Origin of the sequence: Lapillicoccus sp. (assembly GCF_036559105.1) — a bacterium.
GTDB lineage: Bacteria > Actinomycetota > Actinomycetes > Actinomycetales > Dermatophilaceae > Lapillicoccus.
The window spans coordinates 25,206-49,685 of the sequence record NZ_DATBTV010000051.1 but is presented as its reverse complement, the minus strand read 5'-3'; the positions used below and the strand labels follow the sequence as shown (position 1 = coordinate 49,685).

Genomic DNA, 24,480 nt, shown 5'->3' with positions numbered 1-24,480 from the left:
CTCGTCGCCGAACATCTCGACGGTGACGATCATCCCCGGCTCGACGATCCCGTTGTCCTTGGGGGTCTCGCCGACCTTGGCGTTCTCCAGGAGCTGGGTCAGCTGGCGGATGCGGGCCTCCATCTTGCCCTGCTCCTCCTTGGCGGCGTGGTAGCCGCCGTTCTCCTTGAGGTCGCCCTCCTCGCGGGCCGCCTCGATGCGCTTGGCGATCTCTGTGCGGCCCTCGCCGGACAGGTGCGCCAGCTCCGCCGACAGGCGGTCGTAGGCCTCCTGGGTCAGGAAACTCTGGGTCGCTGTCTCGGTCACGTCATGCTCCTTGGTAGTGCGTTGACGCCTAACGAAAGGGTCTGGACCCGTGAGGTCCAGACCCGGTTTGCTACGGCGTGAAGGTCTCAGGGTAACAAAGTCGGGAAGGCCGACGCACGTGGTGGCGGCCTGGCGGGACGGCGCGGCTGGGGACCGTGAACGGTTACCGCCCTCCCGAGGTGGGTGTTCGTCCACCATCCCACTCCTGGCCGGTTCCTGCTGGACTGTGGGTGACCGGATCGTCGGTGGGACCGGCTCCGTGATGCTGCCGGGGTGACCGATCCGGACATCTTCGGGCCGCCGCTCGGCGCCCCACCGGTGCCGCACGACCTCGAGGCACTGATGGCGGTGGTCGCGCAGCAACGAGGCCTCGTCACCCGAGCCCAGTCCCTGAGCGCAGGGCTGAGCGACCGGGCGATCGGCCACCGGTTGCGCACGCAGCGGTGGGTATCGGTCCGGCGCGGCGTCTACCTCACGGTTCCGCTCGGCCGGGAGCAGGCCGGGGCGGGCCGGGAGCAGGCCGGGGGCGGGCCGGGAGCAGGCCGCGGGCGGCGGGTCAGGTGCGGACGCAGTCCTGGACGACGCCGGTGACCGCTCGACTGGTGGTGCGAACGGCCTTCTGCAGGTGGACGACCTGTTCGCCCTCGGGCGGGACCGCGATGTCGGCGGTCCCGACGACGGTGAAGTGGCCGTCCATCGCACGTACCGAGCAGGTGACCGCCAGCCCCGGCGGGCGGGACACGTCGAAGCTGACCAGCACCGAGGTGTCGCTCTCGATCTTGTAGCCGATCGTCGTGGCGGTGATCCGCTGGCCCTCGTTGCGCAGCGTCCACCACCCGATCAGCACCGCGAACACCGCACCCACCACGGCGCCGGTCACCGTCCAGGCACGACGGTGCCGTGTGTCGACAGGGGCCGCGGGCGGCGGTTCGGGCGGTGACATGATGGCTCACCGTAGAACGACGCCGGACGGTAGGACGCGGAGGTACGTGACGGTGGAGCCCCGAGGTCTGCGGCTGCTGTCGGTCCACGCCCACCCCGACGACGAGTCGAGCAAGGGTGCGGCGTCACTGGCGAAGTACGTCCATGAGGGCGAGCAGGTGATGGTCGTGTCGTGCACGGGTGGCGAGCGCGGCGACATCCTCAACCCCCGGCTGAAGGACGACCCGCACATCCTGCGCGACATGGCCCAGGTCCGCCGCGACGAGATGCGGGCCGCGCAGGAGATCCTCGGCATCGAGCACACGTGGCTCGGCTTCGTCGACTCCGGACTGCCCGAGGGCGACCCGCTCCCGCCGCTCCCGGAGGGCTGCTTCGCGGCCGAACCGATCGCGGTGACCACCGAGGCCCTGGTCCGGGTGATCCGCGAGTTCCGGCCGCACGTCCTGGTCACCTACGACGAGACCGGCGGCTACCCCCATCCCGACCACGTCAACTGCCACGTCGTCTCGATGTCCGCGTTCGCCGCGGCCGCGGACCCCACCGCATACCCGCACGCCGGCGAGCCCTGGCAGCCGCTGAAGCTCTACTACCTCGCGACGACCACCCGGGAGCGCATCCAGCGGCTCTACGACCTCATGACCGAGGCGGGTATCGAGTCCGACTACGGCGACTGGCTCAAGGACTGGAAGCGGCCGGACCGCGATGTGACGACCAGGGTCGAGTGCGCCGAGTACTTCGACCTGCGCGACCGCGCCCTGCTGGCCCACGCCACGCAGGTGGACCCGGACGGCGGCTGGTTCCACGCGCCGCGGGACCTGGTACGCGAGGGGTGGCCGACCGAGGAGTACGAGCTGGTCGTCTCGTATGCGCCGGTGCAGCTCCCCGAGGACGACCTGTTCGCGGGACTGGGGTCGGTCCGGGAGGCCGACGCGCTGGCGGTCAAGTCCGGTGTGGAGCCGGTCCGCGACGTCCGACCGGACCCAGCGGGCGCGCTGGAGCGGCTGGCCAGCACCTCCGGCCACGTGGTCTCACCGGCCTGATGGACACCCCCTCGACGTCGATCGGTCCCGGGCTGGGCGCGTTCATCGCGTTCTTCGTCCTGGCGGTCGTGCTGTGGCTGCTCATGCGCAACATGAACGGGCGGATGCGCCGCATGGCCTACAAGGAGCAGCAGCGGGTGGCCGACCTCGAGGCCCGGGAGGCCGAGCGCGAGGCGGCCGAACGGCCTCAACGGCCTCAGGACGAGCCCGTGGTCGAGCCCGAGCCCGAGCCGGCTCAGGACGCGGACAGGGCCGATCCCGCGCCGTAGACCGCGAGCGAGACTGCGACGTAGTGCGCGACGAAGGCCAGCACCGTGAAGGCGTGGAAGATCTCGTGGAACCCGAACCAGCGCGGCGACGGGTTCGGCCGCTTGGTGCCGTAGACGACGGCGCCGAGCGTGTAGAGGACGCCGCCGACCGCGATGAGGGTGACCACGGCCGGGCCGCCGAAGTGCAGCAGCGGACCGAAGTAGAAGACGGCGACCCAGCCGAGTGCCACGTAGATCGGCGTGTAGAGCCACCGTGGGGCGCCCACCCAGAACACCCGGAACAGCACGCCGCCCAGCGCTCCGCTCCAGACGATCAGCAACAGCGTGCGGGCCTGGTCCGGGGGGAGCAGGGACAGCGCGAAGGGCGTGTAGCTGCCGGCGATGATGAGGAAGATGTTGGAGTGGTCCAGGCGCTTGAGGATCCCGGACATCCGGGCCGACCAGTGGCCCCGGTGGTAGACCGCCGAGGTGCCGAACAGCAGCGCCGCAGTGACGGTGAAGACGATGGCGCCGACCTTGGGAGCGCCGTCGGGGGCCAGCACGCTCAGCACGATGCCAGCCGCGAGCGCGAGGGGGAAGATGCCGGCGTGCAGCCAGCCCCGGAGGCGGGGTTTGACCGCGGCCACGAGGTCCCGGGCGGCGTCGCCGACCGCGTCCGCCGTCGACTCCGGCGTGGAGTCCCCAGGGGTCTCTGACGAGGCTGAGGAGGCGGGCGGCTGACGCATACCGAGGAGTCTAACTTACGGAACCGTAGGTTACGCACCCGTAGGTTGTGAGGGCGGCCACACCGGCGCCACCCGCGTGACCGCCACATCGCGAGGGCCGGGGGTACCGTGGGCTGCGTGCCATTGACCGACGTGCTCTACGGAGCCTATGAGCGTCGGCTGGCCAAGCAGATCCGGCCGGAGGACGTGCCCCGGCACATCGGGGTCATGCTCGACGGCAACCGTCGCTGGGCCCGCGAGAACGGGTTCGAGACCGTCGACGGTCACCAGGCCGGCGCCGACAAGATCAAGCACCTCCTGCGGTGGTGCGAGGAGGCCGGGGTCGAGGTCGTCACCCTGTGGCTGCTCTCGACCGACAACCTCGGGCGCAGCAAGAAGGAGATCGTTCCGCTCCTGAAGATCATCGAGACGGCGGTCGCCGACCTCGCCATCGAGGGCCGCTGGCGGCTGCACCCCATCGGGGCGCTCGACCTGCTCCCGGCGGAGACCGCGCAGTCGCTCAAGGCGTCCGCGGAGGCGACCCGGGGGATCGACGGGCTGCACGTCAACGTGGCCGTGGGGTACGGCGGCCGACGCGAGATCGCCGACGCCGTGCGGTCGCTGATCCTCGAGCACGCCGCCCACGGCACCCCGGTGGACCAGATCGCCGACTCCATCTCGGTCGAGGAGATCGAGCAGCACCTCTACACCAAGGGCCAGCCCGACCCGGACCTCGTGATCCGCACCTCGGGCGAGCAGCGTCTCGGCGGGTTCCTGCTGTGGCAGAGCGCCAAGTCGGAGTTCTACTTCTGCGAGGCGTACTGGCCGGACTTCCGGCACGTCGACTTCCTCCGCGCGCTCCGCTCGTACGCGGACCGGGAGCGTCGCTTCGGCCACTGAGGCCTCGACCGGAGTTCGCCGCATACGCCCGGTGTTTCCGGCAGGTGAACTTGTCGGACACCCCGGGCGACACGCGCCCCGAAGTCGGTCGCTACCCCGGGTCGGGACGTACCGTCAGTCCTGACGCCGGGCGTCATCCGGGCCCGGTCGACCGATCGCGAGCAGGTCGCGCTCACCACGGCGCGCCGTGAGGAGCCGCACGTGACCTCCAGCCACAAAACCTTCGTCCTCGACACCTCGGTCCTCCTCTCGGACCCCAAGGCGATGCTCCGGTTCAAGGAGCACGAGGTCGTGCTCCCGGTGGTCGTGGTCACCGAGCTGGAGGGCAAGCGGCACCATCCGGAGCTCGGCTACTTCGCCCGCCAGGCCCTGCGGCTGCTCGACGACCTGCGGATCCAGGAGGGCCGGCTCGACCGCCCGGTGCCGGTCGGCCAGGACGGGGGGACCCTCCGGGTCGAGCTGAACCACACCGACCCGCAGATCCTGCCGGCCGGGTTCCGCCTGGGGGACAACGACACCCGCATCCTGTCGGTCGCCAAGAACCTGTCCGCCGAGGGCTTCGACGTCACCGTCGTCAGCAAGGACCTGCCGATGCGGGTCAAGGCGTCCGCGGTCGGCCTGGACGCCGAGGAGTACCGCGCCGAGCTCGCCGTCGACTCGGGCTGGACCGGGATGACCGAGCTCGACGTCACCGTCGAGGAGATGGACCGGCTCTACGAGGTCGGCCGCGTCGAGCACCCGGCGGCCGCCGAGCTGCCGTGCCACACCGGACTCGTCCTGCTGTCACCGCGCGGCAGCGGCCTCGGCCGGGTCGGCGCCGACAAGCAGATCCGGCTGGTCCGCGGCGACCGTGACGCGTTCGGCCTGCACGGTCGGTCCGCCGAGCAGCGGATCGCCCTCGACCTGCTCCTCGACCCCGACGTCGGGATCGTCAGCCTCGGCGGCCGGGCCGGTACCGGAAAGTCCGCGCTGGCCCTGTGTGCCGGGCTGGAGGCGGTCATGGAGCGACGCCAGCACCGCAAGGTCGTCGTCTTCCGGCCGCTGTATGCGGTCGGCGGCCAGGAGCTCGGGTACCTCCCAGGCACTGAGGCCGAGAAGATGGGCCCCTGGGGTCAAGCGGTGTTCGACACGCTCGGCGCGCTGGTCTCGACCGAGGTCGTGGAGGAGGTCCTCGACCGCGGGATGCTCGAGGTGCTCCCGCTTACGCACATCCGCGGCCGGTCGCTGCACGACGCGTTCGTCGTCGTCGACGAGGCCCAGTCGCTGGAGCGCAACGTCCTGCTCACCGTCCTGTCCCGCATCGGCCAGAACTCCAAGGTGGTCCTCACCCACGACGTCGCCCAGCGCGACAACCTGCGGGTGGGCCGGCACGACGGCGTGGCGGCGGTCATCGAGGCCATGAAGGGCCACCCCCTGTTCGCCCACATCACCCTGACCCGCAGCGAGCGCAGCCCGATCGCCGCGCTGGTCACCGACCTGCTGGAGGGCCTCGACCCGTAGCGGGACGACGCGTCGGGTGCGGGTGGGAACGGTCGGAATCCCGGCCGTTCCCACCCGCACCCGCACCCGCGCACGGCCGCCGCCCGATTTGGCGGCACCCGTCCGGTCTGGCACGGTGGAACCGAAAGGTCTCAGTTCGGTAACGCCAGGACGGCAGAAGAGGTCAGTGCATGTCGCGGTACGCGGGTCGTCACCGTGACGTCGACCCCTCGGCCGGCGCGGTGCCCGAGGTGCCGACCGCGCCCACGACGCTCGAGCTGGGCCACGCCTCGCCGACGGTCGGCTCGCCGGCAGCGCGGTCCCGGCGCTCAGGGGTGGCCCGGGCCACCGGAGCGGTCGTCGCCCTGTCGCTGCTGCCTATCGGTGCCGTCGACGTGGTGACCACCAGGGCCGCCGACGGCGCCATCGCGCTCGTCGGCGCACCGCCCACGACTCTCCCGCCGCAGGCCGCGCTCGAGGCGGTGTCCTACCGGGCCGACACCGGTGACCTCTCCACCCACCGGGCAGAGGTTCGCGACGCCCGCGCCGAGGCCGACGTCGCCGCCAAGGCTGCCGCCGATGCCGCCGCCGCCAAGGCCGCTGCCGACGCCGCCGAGGCCGAGCGACAGGCCGCCGCCGACCAGGCGGCCCGAGACGCCCAGCGGCAGTCGGTCGCCGCCACCGCGAAGCAGGACCCCAAGGCCGCCGCGCGCGCCATGCTGGCCGAGTTCGGCTTCGCCGACAGCCAGTTCTCCTGCCTCAGCTCGCTGTGGACCCGGGAGAGCAACTGGGCCTACACGGCGACGAACCCGTCCGGCGCATACGGGATCCCGCAGTCCCTGCCCGCCTCGAAGATGGCGAGCGCCGGAGGGGACTACCGCACCAACCCGGTGACCCAGATCAGGTGGGGTCTCGGCTACATCAAGCAGACCTACGGCACGCCCTGCGGCGCGTGGGCGCACTCGCAGTCGACCGGCTGGTACTGAGCGCCTGACGTCCCAGCGGCTCAGAGCTTGCGAAGCCGGACCTTCTCCACGCTGTGGTCCCGGCCCTTGACGAGGACGAGCGTGGCGCGGTACCGCGTCGGGAGGATGTTCTCGACGAGGTTCGGGCCGTTGATCTCCCGCCAGATCCGGGCGGCCGTGGCCTCGGCCTGCTCGTCGGTGAGCACCGCATACCGGTGGAAGTACGAGTCCGGGTCGGCGAACGCGGTCTCCCGCAGGCGGAGGAACCGCTCGACGTACCAGTGCTCCACGTCCTCGGTCTCGGCGTCGACGTAGACCGTGAAGTCGAAGTAGTCGTTGACCGCGACCCCGACGCTGCCGTCGAAGCGGGCGCTCGGAGGTTGTAGAACGTTGAGTCCCTCGACGATGAGCACGTCGGGGCTCCGGACGACGATGCGCTCGTCGCTCACGATGTCGTAGGTGAGGTGCGAGTAGACCGGTGCCGAGACCTCGGGAACACCCGACTTGATCTCGGCGACGAACCGCATCAGGGCCCGGCGGTCGTACGACTCAGGGAACCCCTTGCGCGCCATGATGTTCCGGCGTTCGAGCTCGGCGTTCGGGAAGAGGAACCCGTCCGTGGTGACCAGCTGGACGCGTGGGGTGTCCGGCCAGTGGGAGAGCAGCTCGCGCAGGATGCGAGAGGTCGTCGACTTGCCCACTGCGACCGACCCCGCGACACCGATGACGAAGGGAGTCCGCGGCGGCTGCTCACCGAGGAACTCGCTGGTGACGTCGTGCAGGCTGCTGATCGCCCCGACGTAGTAGTTGAGCAGTCGGGAGATGGGCAGGTAGACGTCCTCGATCTCCTTCATGTCCAGCGGGTCACCGAGGCCTCGTAGTCGGGCGACGTCGTCCGCGGTGAGGCTCATCGGGTGGTTCTCGCGCAGCCGCGACCACGTCTCGCGGTCCAGCTCGATGTAGGGCGAGAGGACGCCGCCGCGTTCGAGCACCTGGTGCCCGACCTGCTGACCGAGCCAGTCGGCGCTGGTGTCCTGCGTCACGGCGCTCATTGTGGCGTACCCGGGTCTCAGGACGGAGCCCGTCGCCCCCGTTAGGCTCGCCACCATGTGCGGCATCGTGGGCTACGTCGGCCCGAACGTCGACGGCCAGGCTCTCGACGTGGTCATGGAGGGCCTCGCCCGGCTCGAGTACCGCGGGTACGACTCTGCCGGCGTCGCCCTGGTCGACGGCGACCACGTCGCCACGCAGAAGCGGGCCGGCAAGCTCGGGAACCTGCGTGAGGCGCTCGTCACCCACCCGTTGCCCCCGTCGAGCACCGGCATCGGGCATACCCGCTGGGCCACCCACGGCGGACCGACCGACAACAACGCGCACCCGCACCGTGGGGGCTCCGACGGCAAGCTGGCCCTGATCCACAACGGGATCATCGAGAACTTCCACGGCCTCAAGGCCAAGCTCGTCGACGACGGCGTGCAGTTCACGTCGGAGACCGACACCGAGGTGGCGGCCCACCTGGTGGCGAGGGCGTTCGACGAGACCCAGGACCTCACCGAGGCGATGCGCCTGGCCGTCCAGGACCTCGACGGCGCCTTCACGTTGCTCGCGATCCACGCGGACACCCCGGGCGTCGTGGTCGGGGCGCGCCGCAACAGCCCGCTGGTCGTCGGGCTCGGCGACGGCGAGAACTTCCTCGGCTCCGACGTCGCGGCGTTCATCGGCCACACCCGCGACGCCCTGGAGCTCGGCCAGGACCAGATCGCGACGATCACCCCCGACTCGGTGAGCGTGATCGGGTTCGACGGCGCGCCCGTCGAGGGCAAGCCCTTCTACGTCGACTGGGACGCCGCTGCCGCCGAGAAGGGCGGCTACCCGAACTTCATGACCAAGGAGATCCAGGAGCAGCCGCACGCGGTCGCGGACACCCTCCTCGGGCGGACGGACCAGTCCGGCCGCCTGGTCCTCGACGAGCTGCGGATCTCCGAGACCGCCCTGCGCAACGTCGACAAGATTGTCGTCGTCGCGTGCGGGACCGCTTCCTATGCGGGGATGATCGCGAAGTACGCCATCGAGCACTGGACCCGGATCCCGTGCGAGGTCGAGCTGGCGCACGAGTTCCGCTACCGCGACCCGGTGATCGACGGCCGGACGCTGGTCGTCTCGATCAGCCAGTCCGGCGAGACGATGGACACGCTGATGGCGGTCAAGCACGCCCGCGAGCTCGGCGCCCTCACCATCTCGATCTGCAACACCCACGGCGCGACCATCCCGCGTGAGTCCGACGCGGTGCTCTACACCCACGCCGGGCCGGAGATCGCCGTCGCGTCGACCAAGGCGTTCCTCGCCCAGATCACGGCGACCTACCTCCTCGGGCTCTACCTGGCTCAGCTGCGCGGCGGCGAGGTCGGGGCGGCGGCGGCGGCCGGGGTCATGGCCGAGCTGCAGGGGGTCCCGGCGAAGATCCAGACGGTGCTCGACTCGATGGACCGGGTCCGCGAGGTCGCCCGGTTCATGGCCGACACCCGGGCGGTGCTGTTCCTCGGCCGGCACGTGGGATACCCCGTGGCTCTGGAGGGCGCGCTCAAGCTCAAGGAGCTTGCCTACATCCACGCGGAGGGGTTCGCGGCGGGCGAGCTCAAGCACGGGCCGATCGCCCTCATCGAGCCCGGGCAGCCGGTCTTCGTCGTCGTCCCGTCGCCGTCCACGGCGAACGGGCTGCACGGCAAGGTCGTCTCCAACATCCAGGAGATCCGGGCCCGCGGCGCGCGGACCATCGTCGTCGCCGAGGAGGGCGACGAGGACGTGGTCCCGTTCGCCGACGAGATCATCCGCGTGCCGGCGGTCTCGACCCTGCTCGCGCCGCTGCTCACGGTCGTGCCGCTCCAGGTGTTCGCCTGCGAGCTGGCGTCGGCGAAGGGCCTGGACGTCGACCAGCCACGCAACCTCGCGAAGTCGGTCACGGTGGAATGAGCGGCGCCGAGTGATCATCGGCGTCGGCATCGACGTGGTGGACATCGAGCGGTTCGGGCTGACGCTCGAGCGGACGCCGGCCCTGCGAGAGCGGCTGTTCACCGAGACCGAGCGCGGGCTCGGGCTCGCGTCGCTGGCCGCCCGGTTCGCCGCCAAGGAGGCGCTGGCCAAGTCGCTCGGCGCGCCCGTGGGGCTGCGCTGGCTCGACGCCACCGTGGTCCAGGACTCCTCCGGGCGACCGTCGCTGCGGGTGTCCGGCACCGTCGAGGCGCGGGCCGACGACCTCGGCGTCTCGTCGTTCCACCTGTCCCTGTCGCACGACGCCGGGATCGCGTCGGCGGTCGTCGTGGCGGAAGGCTAGGGACGTGATCGAGGCCTACGCCGTTGCCGACGTCCGCGCTGCCGAGGAGGCCGCCATGGCCGGGCTGCCCGAGGGCGAGCTGATGGCGCGCGCCGCGCAGGGCTTGGCCGCCGTGGTCGCCGCCCGCCTCGAGGAACGGCAGGGGATGCGGGTCGTCGGCCTGGTGGGGTCCGGCAACAACGGCGGCGACGCCCTGTATGCGTTGGCCGACCTCGCCGAGCGCGGTTTTGCGGTCGCAGCGGTGCACACGGCGACGGCCCACGCGGGTGGGCTCGCGGCGGCGCTGGAGGCCGGCGTGGCGCTGCTCCCTGCCGACCCGGAGGCGGACGGTGCCGAGCGACGCGGGTTGCTCGCCGAGGCCGACGTCGTGGTCGACGGGCTGCTGGGGATCGGCGGCCGCCCGGGGCTCTCCGAGGAGGCCGCCGGATGGGTCGACGAGATCCCCGAGGACGCCTGGGTCATTGCCGTTGACCTTCCGAGTGGGGCCGACCCCGCGGGCGAGGTGGTCCTTGGCGACGCCGTGTTCGCTGACGAGACGGTCACCTTCGGCGTCGCCAAACCGGTCCACCTCCTGCCCGCGACGGAGCCGGCCGTGGGTCGGCTGACCGTGATCGACATCGGCCTCGACCTGGCCCGCCCCGACGCTTCCCCGCTTCCGGACAGCCGTAGTTCTCGGTTTCGAGGCGCCGGCGCGGCCGAAACCGAGAACACCGCGCGTCCGGAAGGGGGAGAAGCCGCATACCGGCCGGTCGTGGAGCGGCTGACCTTCGACGACGTTCGGCGGCTCTGGCCGGTGCCCGGCGCCAGCTCGGACAAGTACTCACGGGGCGTGGTCGGCGTCGTCGCGGGCACGCCGACCTACCCGGGCGCGGCCGTGCTGAGCGTGCTCGGCGCCCTCGGGGCCGGGCCGGGGATGGTGCGCTACCTCGGGCCGCCGGAGGTCCAGGCGCTCGTCCACGCCGCGGCGCCGGAGGCGGTCACCGCTGAGGGTCGGGTGCAGGCGTGGGTATGCGGGTCGGGCTTCGACCCGACCAGCCGGGCCAAGGGGGTGGCCGAGCAGAAGCACCACGTGCAGGAGGCGCTGGCCTCCGACCTGCCCGTCGTGGTGGACGCGGGCGCGCTGGAGCTGCTCGACCACCGCTCGGCGCCCACCCTCCTCACCCCTCACGCCGGGGAGCTGGCCCGGCTGCTGTCCCGGCTCCGCGGCGAGGAGGTCACCCGCGCAGAGGTCACGAGTGCCCCGCTGGCCCACGCTCGCGAGGCCGCCGAGCGGACCGGCTGCACCGTGCTGCTCAAGGGGTCGCACACCCTTGTGGTCAGCGCCGACCCGTCGCGCCCGGTGCGCAGTCAGGCCGACGCGCCCGCGTGGGTGGGCACGGCCGGCGCGGGCGACGTGCTCGGCGGCCTCCTCGGCACCCTCCTCGCGGCGGGCCTCGACCCCCTCGACGCCGGCGCCCTCGGCGCGCTCGTCCACGGGGTCGCGGCGGACCGGACCAACCCGGGCGGGCCGGTGCGGATCAGCGAGGTGGCCCGGCGCATACCGGAGACCGTCGCGGCGCTGCTGCGCCGGTCGGGTGGAGGGTGGGGCGAGCGCTAGTGCGCTCGGATCTACCTCCACCGGAAACAGGGGTCCCGCCTGACACACTGACCCCGTGAACCTGCCCGTGGGTGCGCCCGGCGCCGCGGTCGTCGACCTCGACGCCATCACGGCCAACGTTCGCGCGCTCCACGAGCGGTCGGCGACGGCGGAGCTGATGGCCGTGGTCAAGGCCGACGGCTACGGGCACGGGCTCCTCCCGGCGGCTCGGGCCGCTCAGGCCGGTGGCGCCACCTGGCTGGGTACCGCCCAGCAGCCCGAGGCGGTCGCGCTGCGCGACGCGGGGGTCGCGGGTCGGATCTTCACCTGGCTGCACGTCCCGGGCAACGACTTCGGCGCCGCCCTGACCCGCGACATCGACGTCGGGGCGTCCGCCCCGTGGGCGCTCGACGACATCGTCACCGCCGCCCGAGCCACCGGCCGGACCGCCCGGGTCCACCTCAAGGCCGACACCGGCCTCGGACGCAACGGCGCCTACGGGCAGGACTTCCTCGACCTCGTCGCCGCGGCCCGCCTCCACGAGGCCGAGGGCGCCGTCCGGGTCGTCGGGGTGTGGTCGCACTTCGCCTACGCCGACGAACCCGACCACCCGACCGTCCGCCGGCAGCGCGAGGTCTTCGAGGAGGCGGTCCGGGCCGTCGAGGCGGCCGGCTGCGAGCTCGAGGTCCGGCACCTGGCGAACTCCGCCGCCACCCTCACCAACGCGTCCGTCCACTACGACCTGGTCCGCCCCGGCATCGCCGTCTACGGACTGACCCCGGTCCCGCAGCTCGGCGGCCCCGAGGCCTACGGGCTGACCCCGGCCATGACCGTCGTCGCGCGGCTGTCCCTGGTGAAGCGCGTCCCGGCCGGCCAGGGGGTGTCGTACGGCCACGCCTACCTCACCCCGCGGGAGACGGTGCTCGGGTTGGTACCCCTCGGGTATGCCGACGGCATCCCCCGCAACGCCACGAACGTCGGCCCGGTGTCGGTGCAGGGCGTCCCGAACGTTGTCGCCGGCCGGGTGTGCATGGACCAGTTCGTGGTCGACCTGGGCCCCGACTCGACGGCGCGGGAGGGCGACGAGGTGGTGCTGTTCGGGGCCGACCCCGAGGGACCGTCCGCGCAGGGGTGGGCAGACGCGACAGGGACCATCAGCTATGAGATCGTGACGCGGATCGGGCCACGGGTGCCCAGGGTGTACGTCGGAGGGCACGCGTGAGCTCGAGCTCGAGCAGGAACGGCCTCATCGGCCTGGGCATCGGCCTCGGTGTCGCCGGCGCCGCTGCGGCCGCGGGCTTTGTGGCCGACCGCACGCACCGGCGCCGCCAGGACGCCCTCGAGACCGGCGCAAGTCTGGTGGAGGTGCCCAGCCGCGAGCTGGTCGTCGAAGCGACCGACGGGGTCGCCCTGCACGTCGAGATCGACGAGCCGAAGTCCGGGGACGGGATCGACGAGCTCGGTCTGCCGCGACCGACCGTCGTCATGTCGCACGGCTACTGCCTGACGTCGGAGTGCTGGGTCTTCCAGCGGCGCTACCTGCGCTGGGCGGGGTACCGCGTCGTCGTCTGGGACCAGCGCGGTCACGGCCGGTCGGGACGCGGCGGGCCGTCGTCCTACACCATCGCCCAGCTCGGCGAGGACCTGAACTCCGTCATCGAAGCCGCCGCACCGGACGGGCCGTTGGCGTTGGTCGGCCACTCGATGGGCGGCATGACGACGATGGCCCTCGGCGCCACGGACCCGGACCTCGTCCGCGAGCGGGTGGTCGCCTTCGGTGCCATCTCGACGTCGGCCGGCGGTATGCCGCTCGCGTCGGGCGGGCTGGCGGCGTCCGCCGGTCGGCTGCTGCTGGAGCGGCTCGGCCCCCAGGTCGCCGGCGTGTTCGAGCACCGTCCCGATCTGCTCAAGGGCCTCCTCTCGGCGAACTCGGACCTCGCCGAGTTCCTCGTGGAGCGGTACTCCTTCGCGTCGCCGGTACCCCGCAGCGTGGTCCTGCTGGCGTCGAAGATGCTCCTCGGCACCAACCTCACGGTGATGTCGTCCTTCACACCGGCATTCGACGACTACGACCAGACCGGCGGACTGGTCGCCTTCGACGGCTGCGAGACGCTCGTCTTCAACGGCGAGCACGACATCCTCACGCCGCCGGAGCACAGTGCCGCGATCGTCCGCGCCCTCCCCGGCGCCCAGCACGTCATCGTCCGCGACGCCGGGCACGTCATCATGCTCGAGCACCCGGACCTGCTCAACCAGCAGCTCCACGCGCTGATGGACCGCGCCGCCAAGCGCGAGGACGAGCACATGCCGGCCGACCTCGTCCCGCGGGTCCGCCAGGTCGTCACCGACGTCGACAAGAAGCGCCGGATCGAGCGCGGACTGGTGCGGATGGACACCGCCGCCGACAGCATGAGCGGCAACCAGAACCAGCCTGCTGCGAGGAGCCGGCCCACGCAGGAGCGACGCCGCGAGGCGTCGTGAGGCGTGACGGCCTGCCGTCGCGGGTGACCCTGGCCTCCTCTGAGGACACCCACGCGTTCGGTATGCGGCTCGGTCGGCTGCTGCGGGCTGGTGACCTCGTCGTCCTCACCGGCGGCCTCGGAGCGGGGAAGACGACGCTGACGCAGGGGATCGGTGCCGGGCTGGGGGTGCGCGGTCCGGTCACCTCGCCGACGTTCGTCATCGCTCGCGTCCACCCGTCGACCGTGGGCGGCCCGGCGCTGGTGCACGTCGACGCATACCGGCTCGGCGGGGCTCTCGAGCTCGACGACCTCGACCTCGACACCGACGTGGCCGACAGCGTCACCGTCGTGGAGTGGGGGCACGGCGTCGCCGAGCGGTTGGCCGACGCCTACCTCGAGGTCGTGCTGACGGCCGGCGCCGACGAGACCCGGACGCTGAGCCTGACCGGGTTCGGTGACCGCTGGTTGGCCGACCTCTCCACTTCCGGACCGTCGTAGCTGCCGGTTTCGGCGGCGCCACGCGCCCGGAACCGGCAACAACGGGCGTCCGGAAGGTGGGTAGCCTGCGCGGGTGCTGCTGCTCGCCATCGACACGTCGACGACGGCGATCACCGTGGCGGTCCACGACAGGTCACGGACGCTCGCCGAGGCGACCACCCTCGACGCCCGAGGCCACGCGGAGCATCTCGCGCCGGGCATCACCCGGGTCCTCGACGAGGCCGGCGCGGCCCCGGCCGACCTGACCGACGTGGTCTGCGGCCTCGGACCGGGTCCGTTCACCGGTCTGCGGGTCGGCATCGTCACCGCCCGGACGCTCGCGCTGGCGACCGGCGCCCGACTCCACGGGGTCTGCAGCCTGGACGCCCTCGCCTACCAAACGGGTCTCCACTCTGAGCTGCTGGTCGCCACCGACGCGCGCCGCAAGGAGGTCTACTGGGCGAGGTACGCGCCGGGGGCCGGCGGCGTACCCATGCGGGTGGACGGCCCGCACGTCACGAAGCCCGCGGACCTGCCGGCCGACGTGGCCGGCCTACCGGCTGTCGGTCGCGGGCCCCTGCTCTACCCGGACGCCTTCGGGTCGCCGCTCGACGGACCGCTCGACGTCTCCGCGGCGGCCCTCGCGGACCTCGTCGCCCGGCGCCTCGCGGCCGGCGACCGGCTCGACGAGCACGAGCCTTTCTACCTGCGCCGCCCGGACGCCGCTCCGTCGGTCTCGACGAAGTCGGCCCTCGGATGAGCACCCTCCGCGAGGTGACCTGGCGTGACATCCCGCAGCTGGCGGTGCTCGAGACCGAGCTGTTCGCCGACGACGCGTGGACCGTCGAGACCTGGTGGGGCGAGCTCGCGGGCCGGCCGCGACGCGCATACCTGCTCCTCGAGGGGGACGAGGGAGTCCAGGGGTATGCGGGTCTGGACCACGGCGGGGACGTCGCCGACGTCATGACGGTGGCCGTCGTCCCGGCCCGGCGGGGGCGCGGGCTGGGTGACGTGCTGCTCGGTGAGCTGGTCCGGCTTGCGGCGGACGACGGGGCCGGGTCGGTGATGCTCGAGGTGCGCGCCGACAACGTGGCGGCGCGGCGGCTCTACGAACGGCACGGCTTCGAGGAGGTGTCGGTGCGCCGTCGGTACTACCGGCAGCCCGGAGGGCCCGACGTCGACGCCGTCGTCATGCGCCGCCGGCTGGCGGAGGCGCCATGACGCCCGACGAGCCCCTCGTCCTCGGCATCGAGACGTCCTGCGACGAGACCGGTGTCGGGATCGTGCGCGGTTCCACCCTGCTGGTGGACGCCGTGGCGAGCAGCGTGGACGAGCACGCCCGGTTCGGCGGGGTGGTGCCGGAGGTGGCCAGCCGCGCGCACCTCGAGGCGATGGTCCCGACCATCGAGCGCGCGTGCCGCGAGTCCGGGGTCCGGCTGGCCGACCTCGACGCGATCGCCGTCACGGCGGGACCCGGTCTCGCCGGGGCGCTGCTGGTCGGCGTGGCCGCGGCCAAGGCGCTGGCCGTCGGCCTCGGGACGCCCCTCTACGGCGTGAACCACCTCGCGTCGCACGTGGCCGTCGACGTCGTCGAGCACGGCCCGCTTCCCGAACCGTGTCTCGCACTTCTGGTCAGCGGCGGCCACTCCTCGCTGCTGCTCGTCCCCGACGTGACCGCCGACGTGCGGCCGCTGGGGGCGACCATCGACGACGCCGCGGGGGAGGCGTTCGACAAGGTGGCGCGGGTGCTGGGGCTGCCCTTCCCCGGCGGGCCCTACATCGACCGCGCGGCGCGCGAGGGCAACCAGGTGGCGATCGACTTCCCCCGTGGACTGACCGGGGGGAGAGATATGGAGCGCCATCGGTTCGACTTCTCGTTCTCCGGGCTCAAGACCGCGGTGTCGCGGTGGGTCCAGCTGCGCGAGCAGGCCGGCGAGCCGGTTCCGGTCGCGGACGTGGCGGCGAGCTTCCAGGAGGCGGTCGTCGACGTACTGACCCGGAAGGCGGTCGCCGCGTGCCGGTCCGAAGGGGTCGACGACCTCCTCATCGGCGGTGGCGTGGCGGCGAACTCACGGCTACGGGCCCTCGCGCAGGAGCGCTGCGACGATGCCGGGATCCGGCTGCGGGTCCCCCGGCCGGGCCTGTGCACCGACAACGGGGCCATGGTGGCCGCGCTCGGCGCGCAGATGGTCGCCCGCGGCATGACCGCGTCGGCGCTGGACCTGCCGGCGGACTCCTCGATGCCGGTGACCCTCGTCCGCGCCTAGCCCACCGAGACGGCCCAGATCCGGCACTGAACTCAGTTGTTTGTCGGTTGTGGCCGGCTCAGCCAGCGGAACCGGGGAACTTCTGAGTTCGGATGATAGGTACCTTGACGGGTACGTAACGAACGGGGTACACAAGGGCGTGGAGATCTGGGAGGCGCTCGCCGACCCGACCCGTCGCGAGATCGTGCGGCGGCTCGCGACCGCCGAGGCCACCGCCGGTTCGCTGGCCCTCGCCTTTCACATCGCCCGTCCGGGCGTGAGCCGGCACCTGCGCGTCCTGCGCGAGGCCCAGGTCGTCGACGTCCGCCAGGACGCCCAGCGCCGGATCTACTCGCTGCGTCCCGACGTGCTCGACGAGGTCGAGCAGTGGTGCGCCGACGTCCGCCGGTTCTGGTCCCACCGGCTCGACGCCCTGGACACCGAGATCGCCCGCGGCCAGCGGACCGCCCGACCGAAGGAGACGTCATGACCCCCGACCCCCTGCTGGGAACCATCACCCGAACCGGCGGCGACGCCGAGGTGGCCTTCGACCGCGTCTACGCTACCGACGCCGCCGACCTCTGGGAGACGCTGACCGACCCCGAGCGCCTCGCGCGCTGGTTCGCACGGGTCGACGGGGACCTGAGCGAGGGCGGCCGGTTCACCATCCACTTCGACGACGATGACGTCCCGGACTGCCGGGTCACCTCCTGCGACGCACCGCGCGGGTACCGCTGGGAGTGGTCGCACTCCACGCATACCTCGCTGGTCACCGTCGCCGTCGAGACGGCCGGCGAGGGCGCCCGGCTGCGCCTCACGCATACCCGGCTCTCGTCGAGCAGCGCGGCGGGCTACGCCGCCGGCTGGGACGTCTACCTGCGCCGGCTGGACGAGCTCGTCGCCGGACGCGAGGTCCAGGACACCTGGTCCGAGGACTGGGGCAGCGCCCACGAGGGGTATGCGGCCCAGCTCGGCTAGTAGGGTGGCCTAGCAGGCGGCCAGACCCCGCCTCACCTTGAGCTCGAGGACCCGCCTGGCGGCCGCGTCGACCTGGGCGGCGAACGCGGGGTCCGCCTTCGCCCGGTCACGCAGCGCGCCGACCATCGTCGGGACGGTGAGGGGTATGCCGGTGAGGACGATGTCGCCGCCCGCCTCGACGAACCGGGTGGCTCGGTCGGCAGTAGGGACGGTCGCGACGGCGAGCGCCCCGCCGAGGTCGTCGGAGATGACGACGCCGTCGTAGCCGAGCTTCTCGCGCAGGAGGCCGGTGACGACCGGCCGCGAGAACGCCGCCCGGTTGGCCGGGTCGAGCTTCGGGTAGAGCGCCGAGGACACCATGACCAGGTCGGCGCCGGCCCGGATGCCGGCCCGGAACGGCTCGAGGTAGGCGTCGTCGGCCGTGGTCGTCGCGTCGGTGGTGCCGTTCGGCGTGAGGTCGGTGTTGCCGGTCACCCGGCCGAGCCCGGGGAAATGCTTGAGCGTCGCGCTGACCCCGCCGTTCTGGTAGCCGCCCACGGCGGCGACCACGGCCCTCGTGACGGCGGCGGGGTCGCTGCCGTACTCGCGCTGGTATGCGCCGATCGGTGCGTTGCGCGGGGCGAACGACGCCGCGACCGTGTCAGCGACGGGGGCGAGGTCGACGTTCACGCCGACCGCCTTGAGCTCGCCCGCCACGGTGGTGGCGGTGAGTCCCGCGGTCCCCGCCCGCCCCTGGCTCAGGGCCGACGGCGTGGCGGTGAAGCCGGAACCGCGCAGGTGCCGGACCTGGCCGCCCTCCTGGTCGGCGGCGACGAGCAGGCCCACGCCGCCGGCGGCTGCGGAGCCGACCGGGCGCCAGTGAGCGGTCGCCGCACTGACCGCTGGGGCCCCGTCCCAGGTGCCCAGCAGGACGATCCCGCCGACGTGCTGGTCCCGCAGGACCGGGTCGAGGGCCGCGACGCTGGTCCCGTACTGCGCGCCGACCATCACCAGCTGGCCGACCCGCTGCTCGAGGCTCAGCGACGCCAGCAGCCGCTGTCCGCAGCCGGTCGAGGGGGTCGCCGTCGATGTCGGGCTGGCGGTCGGGCTGGCGGTCGGGCCGGCGGTCGGGCCGGCGGTCGAGGTGGTGCTGGACGAGGTGGTCGGCGGGGGTGTTGACGTCGTGGCGGTCGTGCCACCGCCGTCCGGTCCCTCCGCCGCGCACGCCGCCAGCGTCCCGAGCGCCAGCAGGGTCGCGGCGGCGACGACGGGACGGTGGGACACGGTGCGACGGTACCGCCGGCCAATAGGCTCCCCGCCATGCCTCGCCCGGTGGTCCTCGACGTCGACACAGGGGTCGACGACGCCTGCGCATTGCTCCTCGCTGCCCGTCACCCCGAGCTCGACCTGCTCGCCGTCTCCTGCGTCGGCGGCAACGCGCCGCTGGATCTCGTCGTCGCCAACACGCTCACCGTGCTGGAGGCGGCCGGTCGTGACGACGTCCCCGTGGCGGCCGGTAGTGCTCGGCCCCTGCTGGAGGCCGCCCGCGACGCGCGCCACGTCCACGGCGAGGACGGCCTCGGCGATCTCGACTGGCCGAGGTCGGCCCGCCGCCCGGATCCCCGGCCGGCCGTCGAGCTGCTGCGCGACGTCATCCGGGAGGCGCCCGAGCCGGTCACCCTGGTCACGCTCGCTCCGCTCACCAACATCGCCCTGCTGCTGCGCACCTACCCGGACGTCGCCGCAGGACTGCGCGACATCGTCGTCATGGGCGGGGCGGCGAATGTCGGCAACGCCACGGCGTCGGCCGAGTTCAACGTCTTCCACGACCCGGAGGCCGCGGCGATCGTCCTCGATGCGGCCGCCGACCTGTGCCTGGGCGTGACCCTCTACGGGCTGGACGTCTTCTACCAGCCCACGGTCACCGGCGCCCAGGCCAGCCGGCTCGCGGCCGCGGAGGACCGGGCTGCCCGGCTCGCGGGACTCCTCATCGGGTTCCAGTGCGAGCGGTTCGGCGACCCGGCCACCATCGGCGACGCCGGCGCGGTGTGCGCGGTCCTCGACCCCGAGGCCCTGCGGACCGAGCGCCTGCCGGTCCGCGTCGAGCTCGGCGGGTCGTGGTCGCGCGGTCGTACCGTCGTCGACCGGCGCCACTGGGCCGGCGATATGAGCCACGACCCGCACGGGCGCTCGCCGGTGGAGGTCGACGTCGCCCTCGACGTCGACGGACCCCGGTATGCGGCGCTGTGGCTCGACACGATGGGCGCGGCGTGAGGGACGAGCGGTTCGGCGTCGTAGCGGCCGTCGCAGCGCCCCGCACAGCGGCTGGTCGGTCGCGATCACGACCAGACACCCGCTACGGCGCCCGCTTCGGCGGCGCCCGGGACAGGTCCGGCCGCTGATGGGACGCGTGGTCGTCGTCGGGTCGCTCTACCTCCAGATCCGCGCCGATGTCGAGGACATCCCCCGGGCCGGCGACGTTGCGACCTCCCTGCGCACCCGCCGCGCGGTGGGCGGGCGCGGGGTCGCTCAGTCGCTGGCCGCGCAGCGCCATGGCGTGCCGGTCGTCCTGGTTGCCGCCGTCGGGGACGACGAGGCGGGCCGTTGGTGTGCGGGCAATCTCGCCCTGGAGGGGATCGAGGCCCGCCTCCAGGCCGTCGGCTACGAGCCGACCGGAAACCTCGTCGTCATGTCCGAGGGCGGCGACCAGCCGGACGCCACGCTGCTGATCCCCGGAGCCAACTCGGCCCTCGACGGCCATCAGGCCCTCGCCGACACCGACCCCGACGACGTGGTCCTCATCCAGCTCGACGTGCCACCGGCCGTCGTCGCCGACGTGCTCCGCGAGGCCGACCGCCGACAGCTCCGCGTCGTCGTCAACGCCTCCCCGTACGCCACGGTCGACCCCGGGGCGGCCGCGCTGGCCGACCCGTTCGTCGTGGGGGAGCGGGACGCGGCGATGCTGGCCGATGTCGGCGTGATGCCGCGGTCGCTGTGCGTGACGTTCGGGCGGGCCGGCGCCGTGTGGGACGGGCTGCGCATGGACAGCGGCGACCTGGGCTCGCCCGCGCTCGCGGCGGGCGGAACGGAGGCGTTCTGCGGGACGCTCGCCGCCGCCCTCGCGGCCGGGTGCGACCGCCCCGAGGCGCTCCGGGCCGCGGTGGCCGCGGCCGGCAACGTCGAGGACGACTGAGGCGTCGACCCGCGCGGTCGCGCGGTTCGCGGGCGAGATGCCGTTCCTGGTGTGGGGCCTCGGAACGTCGGTCGACCTGCAGCTCCTGGTGGGGCTGCCGGTAGTCATGGCCTCGGAACGCCGTCGAGATGCAGCCCCTGGTGGGGCCGCCGGTGGTCGGGGCCTCGGAACGCCGTCGAGATGCGGATGTTCGCGGATTGCGGCCCTGGGCCGACCGCGCCGACTCCACCCCGGACCTCTAGGCCGGGTCCACCATCACCGCAACGGTCTGGCCGGCCACCCGGGTGAGCACCACCGTCGCCTCCGACGAACCGTTCAGCCGCAGCTGTCGGCGTACCGCCTCCGGCTCCAGCGAGACCCCGCGCTTCTTGATCGTGAGCCGCCCGACCCCCCTCGAGCGCAGCCAGCCCCGGACCGCCTTGACATTCCACGGCATCGCCTCCGCCACCGTGTAGCGGTGCGCCCAGGGCACGTCCAACGGAGCGGCGGCCGAGACGTACCCGACGGCGTCGTCCAGCTCCGCGCCCCCCACGAGCCGCGCCAGCGCGCCAGTCAGGCCGGCGCGGATCACCGCCCGGTCGGGTTCGTAGAGGTAGCCACCCAGGGCGGCCAGAGACGCCACCGGCGGCTCGGCACCGGAGGCGTCCGCCTCAGTGAGCGTCACGGCGTCCGAACCCGGCCGCAGGACGGTCGCCGTACGCCCGACCGCCTCCACCAGCGGCCCCCACCAGACCGCGCACTCGACGACGTCACCGCGCCACGACACCCACTGGGCCTCGGCGCCCTCCGGCCGCGCAGCGTGCGGGAACGCCGGTGCCAGCTTCGCCCCGGTGGCCGGCACCTGCGCCGCATACCCCTGCACCTCGCGCCACGTCGGCGAGATCCGGTCGAGCGAGACCACCCGCCGGGCCCGACCGCGGGCGTCGGCCGGCCCGTCGAGGCGGCGGGCCGGGTCGAGCCAGACACCGGTATGCGTGGCCTCCTCGCCCGTCGGCAGCACCACGTCCTCCGCTCGGCCGTGCACCACCTGCGCGGCGGGCCAGTGCCGCAGGTTCACACCGGCAACCGTCGCCGTCACGGCGTCGGCGTCGACCGCCCGGACGGCGAGGTCGAGCCCAGCGAAGGCCATCGCGTCGGCGCCGATGCCGCAACCGAGGTCGTGGACCAGGCGTACCTCGGCCCGCAGGTAACGCGCCGCGTGGCGCGCAGCCACCGCGAACCGGGTCGCCTGCTCTAGACCGTCGACGGTGAAGAGCATGGCGTCGGCGAACGACCCGAACTTGTCCTGTGCCCGGGCTCGCAGCCGGGACTGGAGCAACGCAGCAGAGACCAGCTCCGGCGCATACCCGGCCTGGCGCAGGCGGGTCTGGAGGCCCAGCTCGGCGCCCGCGTCGTACGCCGGGAGCGACGCCAGGAGGTCCCACCCCTCGATGTCGACGAGGAGGGCGAGCGCCGCGAGGTCCACGCCGCATCCTCGCAGGCTGGCACTCGACTTGACCGAGTGCTAACCACCTACCTAGATTTGGGGGGTTGGCACTCTCACCCCGAGAGTGCTGATCCGCTCGGCGGGTCGACCCCCGCGACGGCGAGCCCCGAGCAGCCCAGACATTCATCTCGACAATCCCGAAGGGGAGGTCAACCATCGTGTCGGTTTCCATCAAGCCGCTCGAAGACCGCATCGTGGTCAAGTCGCTCGAAGCCGAGCAGACCACCGCGTCCGGCCTCGTCATCCCGGACACCGCGAAGGAGAAGCCCCAGGAGGGCGAGGTCCTCGCGGTCGGCCCGGGCCGCATCGACGACAAGGGCAACCGCGTCCCGCTCGACATCAGCGTCGGCGACCGCGTGATCTACAGCAAGTACGGCGGCACCGAGATCAAGCACAAGGGCGACGAGTTCCTCATCCTCAGCGCCCGCGACGTGCTCGCGGTCGTCGCCTGATGCCCAAGACGCTGGAGTTCGACGACGCCGCACGCAAGGCGCTGGAGCGTGGCGTCGACGCCCTCGCCAACGCAGTCAAGGTGACGCTCGGCCCCAAGGGTCGCAACGTCGTCATCGACAAGAAGTGGGGCGCGCCGACGATCACCAACGACGGCGTCACCATCGCCAAGGAGATCGAGCTCGAGGACTCCTACGAGAACCTCGGTGCTCAGCTCGCCAAGGAGGTCGCGACCAAGACCAACGACGTCGCGGGTGACGGGACGACGACCGCCACGGTCCTCGCCCAGGCGATGGTCAAGGAAGGCCTGCGCAACGTGGCCGCGGGTGCCGCTCCGGCGGCGCTGAAGCGGGGCATGGACAAGGCGGTCGAGGCGGTCAACGACCGGCTGCTCGAGAACGCCCGCGAGGTCGACGGCAACGACGAGGTCGCCTCCGTGGCCACCCTGTCCGCGCAGGACGAGAGCATCGGCGCCACCATCGCCGAGGCGTTCGACAAGGTCGGCAAGGACGGGGTCATCTCCGTCGAGGAGTCCTCGACCGCGGCGACCGAGCTCGAGTTCACCGAGGGTATGCAGTTCGACAAGGGCTACATCTCGGCGTACTTCGTCACCGACCCGGAGCGCATGGAGGCCGTCCTCGAGGACGCCTACGTGCTCATCCACCAGAGCAAGATCAGCTCGATCCAGGATCTGCTCCCGGTGCTGGAGAAGGTCGTCCAGACCGGCAAGCCGCTGCTGATCGTGGCCGAGGACGTCGACGGCGAGGCGCTCTCCACGCTCGTCGTCAACAAGATCCGCGGCACGTTCAACGTCGTCGCGGTCAAGGCGCCGGGCTTCGGTGACCGCCGCAAGGCGATGCTGCAGGACCTGGCGATCCTCACCGGCGGCCAGGTCGTCGCCGAGGAGGTCGGCCTCAAGCTCGACCAGGTCGGGCTCGACCTCATGGGCAGCGCTCGTCGGATCGTCGTGACCAAGGACAACACCACGGTCATCGACGGCGGCGGCGACAGCGACGAGGTCACCGGTCGGGTCGCGCAGATCAAGGCCGAGATCGACCGCACCGACTCCGACTGGGACCGCGAGAAGCTCCAGGAGCGCCTCGCGAAGCTGGCCGGCGGCGTCTGCGTCATCAAGGTCGGCGCGCACACCGAGGTGGAGCTCAAGGAGAAGAAGCACCGCATCGAGGACGCCATCTCGGCGACCCGCGCGGCCATCGAGGAGGGCATCGTCGCCGGTGGCGGCTCGGCTCTCATCCATGCCGCGTCGGCCATCGACGACCTCGGCCTGACCGGCGACGAGGGCACGGGTGCCTCGATCGTCCGCAAGGCGCTCCACGAGCCGTTGCGGTGGATCGCGGAGAACGCGGGCGCGCAGGGCTACGTCGTCACTGCCAAGGTGACCGAGCTCGGCGTGGGCCACGGGTTCAACGCGGCCACGGGAGAGTACGGCGACCTGGTCAAGGCCGGCGTCATCGACCCGGTCAAGGTGACCCGTTCGGCGCTGCGCAACGCCGCGTCGATCGCCTCGATGATCCTCACGACCGACACGCTGGTCGTGGAGAAGAAGGAGGACGAGGAGCCCACCTCGGCCGGTCACGGCCACGGGCACGGTCACTGACCTCGTCTGAAGGCGCGAACGACAGCGGGCCGCTCCCTTCTGGGGGCGGCCCGCTGTCGTCGGTCCCGGGGTATGCGGG

At 72.5% G+C, this 24,480-nt stretch carries 26 protein-coding genes and 1 pseudogene; 21 read left to right on the top strand and 6 right to left on the bottom strand.

The window, feature by feature from the left end; translation table 11 throughout:
• A pseudogene (locus tag VIG79_RS07080) lies at window positions 1-306 on the bottom strand (transcription elongation factor GreA); the annotation flags it as partial.
• A 273-nt stretch (window positions 307-579) separates the two neighbouring features.
• On the opposite strand from VIG79_RS07080, the gene VIG79_RS07075 reads away from it, so the two are divergent.
• Window positions 580-897 (top strand): type IV toxin-antitoxin system AbiEi family antitoxin domain-containing protein, encoded by a 318-nt coding sequence (locus VIG79_RS07075; RefSeq protein ID WP_331883921.1) that lies wholly within the window; start codon window positions 580-582, stop codon window positions 895-897.
• Here VIG79_RS07075 and VIG79_RS07070 read toward each other — a convergent pair.
• The gene (locus tag VIG79_RS07070) at window positions 863-1,249 is read right to left on the bottom strand and encodes a DUF4307 domain-containing protein (RefSeq protein WP_331883919.1); all 387 of its coding nucleotides are present in this window, start codon (window positions 1,247-1,249) and stop codon (window positions 863-865) included. The genes VIG79_RS07075 and VIG79_RS07070 overlap by 35 nt on opposite strands.
• 46 nt (window positions 1,250-1,295) lie before the next feature.
• Here VIG79_RS07070 and mca point away from each other — a divergent pair, with 46 nt between their 5' ends.
• Both mca and VIG79_RS07060 read left to right on the top strand, forming a co-directional pair.
• Entirely contained in the window at window positions 1,296-2,288 is a 993-nt protein-coding gene (mca, locus tag VIG79_RS07065) for a mycothiol conjugate amidase Mca (RefSeq protein ID WP_331883917.1), read from the top strand.
• Window positions 2,288-2,557, top strand: a complete 270-nt coding sequence (locus VIG79_RS07060) for a hypothetical protein (RefSeq protein WP_331883915.1) — start codon at window positions 2,288-2,290, stop codon at window positions 2,555-2,557. Before mca ends, VIG79_RS07060 begins: the two co-directional genes overlap by 1 nt.
• Here VIG79_RS07060 and trhA read toward each other — a convergent pair.
• The gene (gene trhA / locus VIG79_RS07055) at window positions 2,524-3,282 is read right to left on the bottom strand and encodes a PAQR family membrane homeostasis protein TrhA (RefSeq protein WP_331883913.1); all 759 of its coding nucleotides are present in this window, start codon (window positions 3,280-3,282) and stop codon (window positions 2,524-2,526) included. The genes VIG79_RS07060 and trhA overlap by 34 nt on opposite strands.
• 117 nt (window positions 3,283-3,399) lie before the next feature.
• Between trhA and VIG79_RS07050 the strand changes: the two genes are divergently transcribed.
• The 3 genes from VIG79_RS07050 to VIG79_RS07040 all read left to right on the top strand — a co-directional run bounded on the left by VIG79_RS07050 (window position 3,400) and on the right by VIG79_RS07040 (window position 6,626).
• Window positions 3,400-4,161 carry an isoprenyl transferase gene (locus VIG79_RS07050; protein ID WP_331883910.1) on the top strand — a complete coding sequence of 254 codons (762 nt, stop codon included), beginning with the start codon at window positions 3,400-3,402 and terminating at the stop codon, window positions 4,159-4,161.
• 264 nt (window positions 4,162-4,425) lie between these two features.
• Window positions 4,426-5,661 carry a PhoH family protein gene (locus VIG79_RS07045; RefSeq protein ID WP_331883927.1) on the top strand — a complete coding sequence of 412 codons (1,236 nt, stop codon included), beginning with the start codon at window positions 4,426-4,428 and terminating at the stop codon, window positions 5,659-5,661.
• Between the two features lie 170 nt (window positions 5,662-5,831).
• On the top strand, window positions 5,832-6,626 hold the full coding sequence (locus tag VIG79_RS07040; RefSeq protein WP_331883908.1) for a transglycosylase SLT domain-containing protein: 795 nt from the start codon (window positions 5,832-5,834) through the stop codon (window positions 6,624-6,626).
• A 20-nt stretch (window positions 6,627-6,646) separates the two neighbouring features.
• Here the strand turns inward: VIG79_RS07040 and coaA are convergent, their stop codons facing one another.
• On the bottom strand, window positions 6,647-7,657 hold the full coding sequence (coaA, locus tag VIG79_RS07035) for a type I pantothenate kinase (protein WP_414672597.1): 1,011 nt from the start codon (window positions 7,655-7,657) through the stop codon (window positions 6,647-6,649).
• A gap of 55 nt (window positions 7,658-7,712) precedes the next feature.
• Here coaA and glmS point away from each other — a divergent pair, with 55 nt between their 5' ends.
• The 11 genes from glmS (at window position 7,713) to VIG79_RS06980 (ending at window position 17,675) form a co-directional block, all read left to right on the top strand.
• A complete protein-coding gene (gene glmS, locus VIG79_RS07030) occupies window positions 7,713-9,575 on the top strand; it encodes a glutamine--fructose-6-phosphate transaminase (isomerizing) (RefSeq protein WP_331883905.1) in 1,863 nt (620 codons plus the stop codon).
• Between the two features lie 10 nt (window positions 9,576-9,585).
• Entirely contained in the window at window positions 9,586-9,936 is a 351-nt protein-coding gene (locus VIG79_RS07025) for a holo-ACP synthase (protein WP_331883903.1), read from the top strand.
• Between the two features lie 4 nt (window positions 9,937-9,940).
• Window positions 9,941-11,533, top strand: coding sequence for a bifunctional ADP-dependent NAD(P)H-hydrate dehydratase/NAD(P)H-hydrate epimerase (locus tag VIG79_RS07020; protein WP_331883901.1), 1,593 nt, complete (start codon window positions 9,941-9,943; stop codon window positions 11,531-11,533).
• Between the two features lie 55 nt (window positions 11,534-11,588).
• Window positions 11,589-12,734 (top strand): alanine racemase, encoded by a 1,146-nt coding sequence (alr, locus tag VIG79_RS07015; RefSeq protein ID WP_331883899.1) that lies wholly within the window; start codon window positions 11,589-11,591, stop codon window positions 12,732-12,734.
• Window positions 12,731-13,993, top strand: coding sequence for an alpha/beta hydrolase (locus VIG79_RS07010; protein ID WP_331883897.1), 1,263 nt, complete (start codon window positions 12,731-12,733; stop codon window positions 13,991-13,993). Before alr ends, VIG79_RS07010 begins: the two co-directional genes overlap by 4 nt.
• Window positions 13,990-14,472 carry a tRNA (adenosine(37)-N6)-threonylcarbamoyltransferase complex ATPase subunit type 1 TsaE gene (tsaE, locus tag VIG79_RS07005; protein ID WP_331883894.1) on the top strand — a complete coding sequence of 161 codons (483 nt, stop codon included), beginning with the start codon at window positions 13,990-13,992 and terminating at the stop codon, window positions 14,470-14,472. Before VIG79_RS07010 ends, tsaE begins: the two co-directional genes overlap by 4 nt.
• A gap of 73 nt (window positions 14,473-14,545) precedes the next feature.
• Entirely contained in the window at window positions 14,546-15,211 is a 666-nt protein-coding gene (gene tsaB, locus VIG79_RS07000; protein WP_331883891.1) for a tRNA (adenosine(37)-N6)-threonylcarbamoyltransferase complex dimerization subunit type 1 TsaB, read from the top strand.
• Window positions 15,208-15,672 carry a ribosomal protein S18-alanine N-acetyltransferase gene (gene rimI / locus VIG79_RS06995; protein WP_331883889.1) on the top strand — a complete coding sequence of 155 codons (465 nt, stop codon included), beginning with the start codon at window positions 15,208-15,210 and terminating at the stop codon, window positions 15,670-15,672. Before tsaB ends, rimI begins: the two co-directional genes overlap by 4 nt.
• On the top strand, window positions 15,669-16,718 hold the full coding sequence (tsaD, locus tag VIG79_RS06990; protein WP_331883886.1) for a tRNA (adenosine(37)-N6)-threonylcarbamoyltransferase complex transferase subunit TsaD: 1,050 nt from the start codon (window positions 15,669-15,671) through the stop codon (window positions 16,716-16,718). The genes rimI and tsaD overlap by 4 nt, the downstream gene beginning before the upstream one ends.
• A 139-nt stretch (window positions 16,719-16,857) precedes the next feature.
• On the top strand, window positions 16,858-17,187 hold the full coding sequence (locus tag VIG79_RS06985) for a metalloregulator ArsR/SmtB family transcription factor (protein ID WP_331883883.1): 330 nt from the start codon (window positions 16,858-16,860) through the stop codon (window positions 17,185-17,187).
• A complete protein-coding gene (locus VIG79_RS06980; protein WP_331883881.1) occupies window positions 17,184-17,675 on the top strand; it encodes an SRPBCC domain-containing protein in 492 nt (163 codons plus the stop codon). Before VIG79_RS06985 ends, VIG79_RS06980 begins: the two co-directional genes overlap by 4 nt.
• A gap of 9 nt (window positions 17,676-17,684) precedes the next feature.
• Here VIG79_RS06980 and VIG79_RS06975 read toward each other — a convergent pair whose 3' ends face one another.
• Window positions 17,685-18,938 (bottom strand): glycoside hydrolase family 3 N-terminal domain-containing protein, encoded by a 1,254-nt coding sequence (locus VIG79_RS06975; RefSeq protein ID WP_331883879.1) that lies wholly within the window; start codon window positions 18,936-18,938, stop codon window positions 17,685-17,687.
• Between the two features lie 36 nt (window positions 18,939-18,974).
• Between VIG79_RS06975 and VIG79_RS06970 the strand changes: the two genes are divergently transcribed.
• A complete protein-coding gene (locus tag VIG79_RS06970; protein ID WP_331883877.1) occupies window positions 18,975-19,928 on the top strand; it encodes a nucleoside hydrolase in 954 nt (317 codons plus the stop codon).
• Between the two features lie 127 nt (window positions 19,929-20,055).
• A complete protein-coding gene (locus tag VIG79_RS06965) occupies window positions 20,056-20,847 on the top strand; it encodes a PfkB family carbohydrate kinase (RefSeq protein WP_331883875.1) in 792 nt (263 codons plus the stop codon).
• Window positions 20,848-21,085: 238 nt separating this feature from the next.
• Here VIG79_RS06965 and VIG79_RS06960 read toward each other — a convergent pair whose 3' ends face one another.
• Window positions 21,086-22,312 (bottom strand): class I SAM-dependent methyltransferase, encoded by a 1,227-nt coding sequence (locus VIG79_RS06960; protein WP_331883873.1) that lies wholly within the window; start codon window positions 22,310-22,312, stop codon window positions 21,086-21,088.
• Window positions 22,313-22,491: 179 nt separating this feature from the next.
• Between VIG79_RS06960 and groES the strand changes: the two genes are divergently transcribed.
• Together groES and groL are read left to right on the top strand one after the other, a co-directional pair.
• Window positions 22,492-22,785 (top strand): co-chaperone GroES, encoded by a 294-nt coding sequence (gene groES, locus VIG79_RS06955; protein WP_331883870.1) that lies wholly within the window; start codon window positions 22,492-22,494, stop codon window positions 22,783-22,785.
• Window positions 22,785-24,401, top strand: coding sequence for a chaperonin GroEL (groL, locus tag VIG79_RS06950; RefSeq protein WP_331883868.1), 1,617 nt, complete (start codon window positions 22,785-22,787; stop codon window positions 24,399-24,401). The genes groES and groL overlap by 1 nt, the downstream gene beginning before the upstream one ends.
• Window positions 24,402-24,480: the final 79 nt, after the last annotated feature.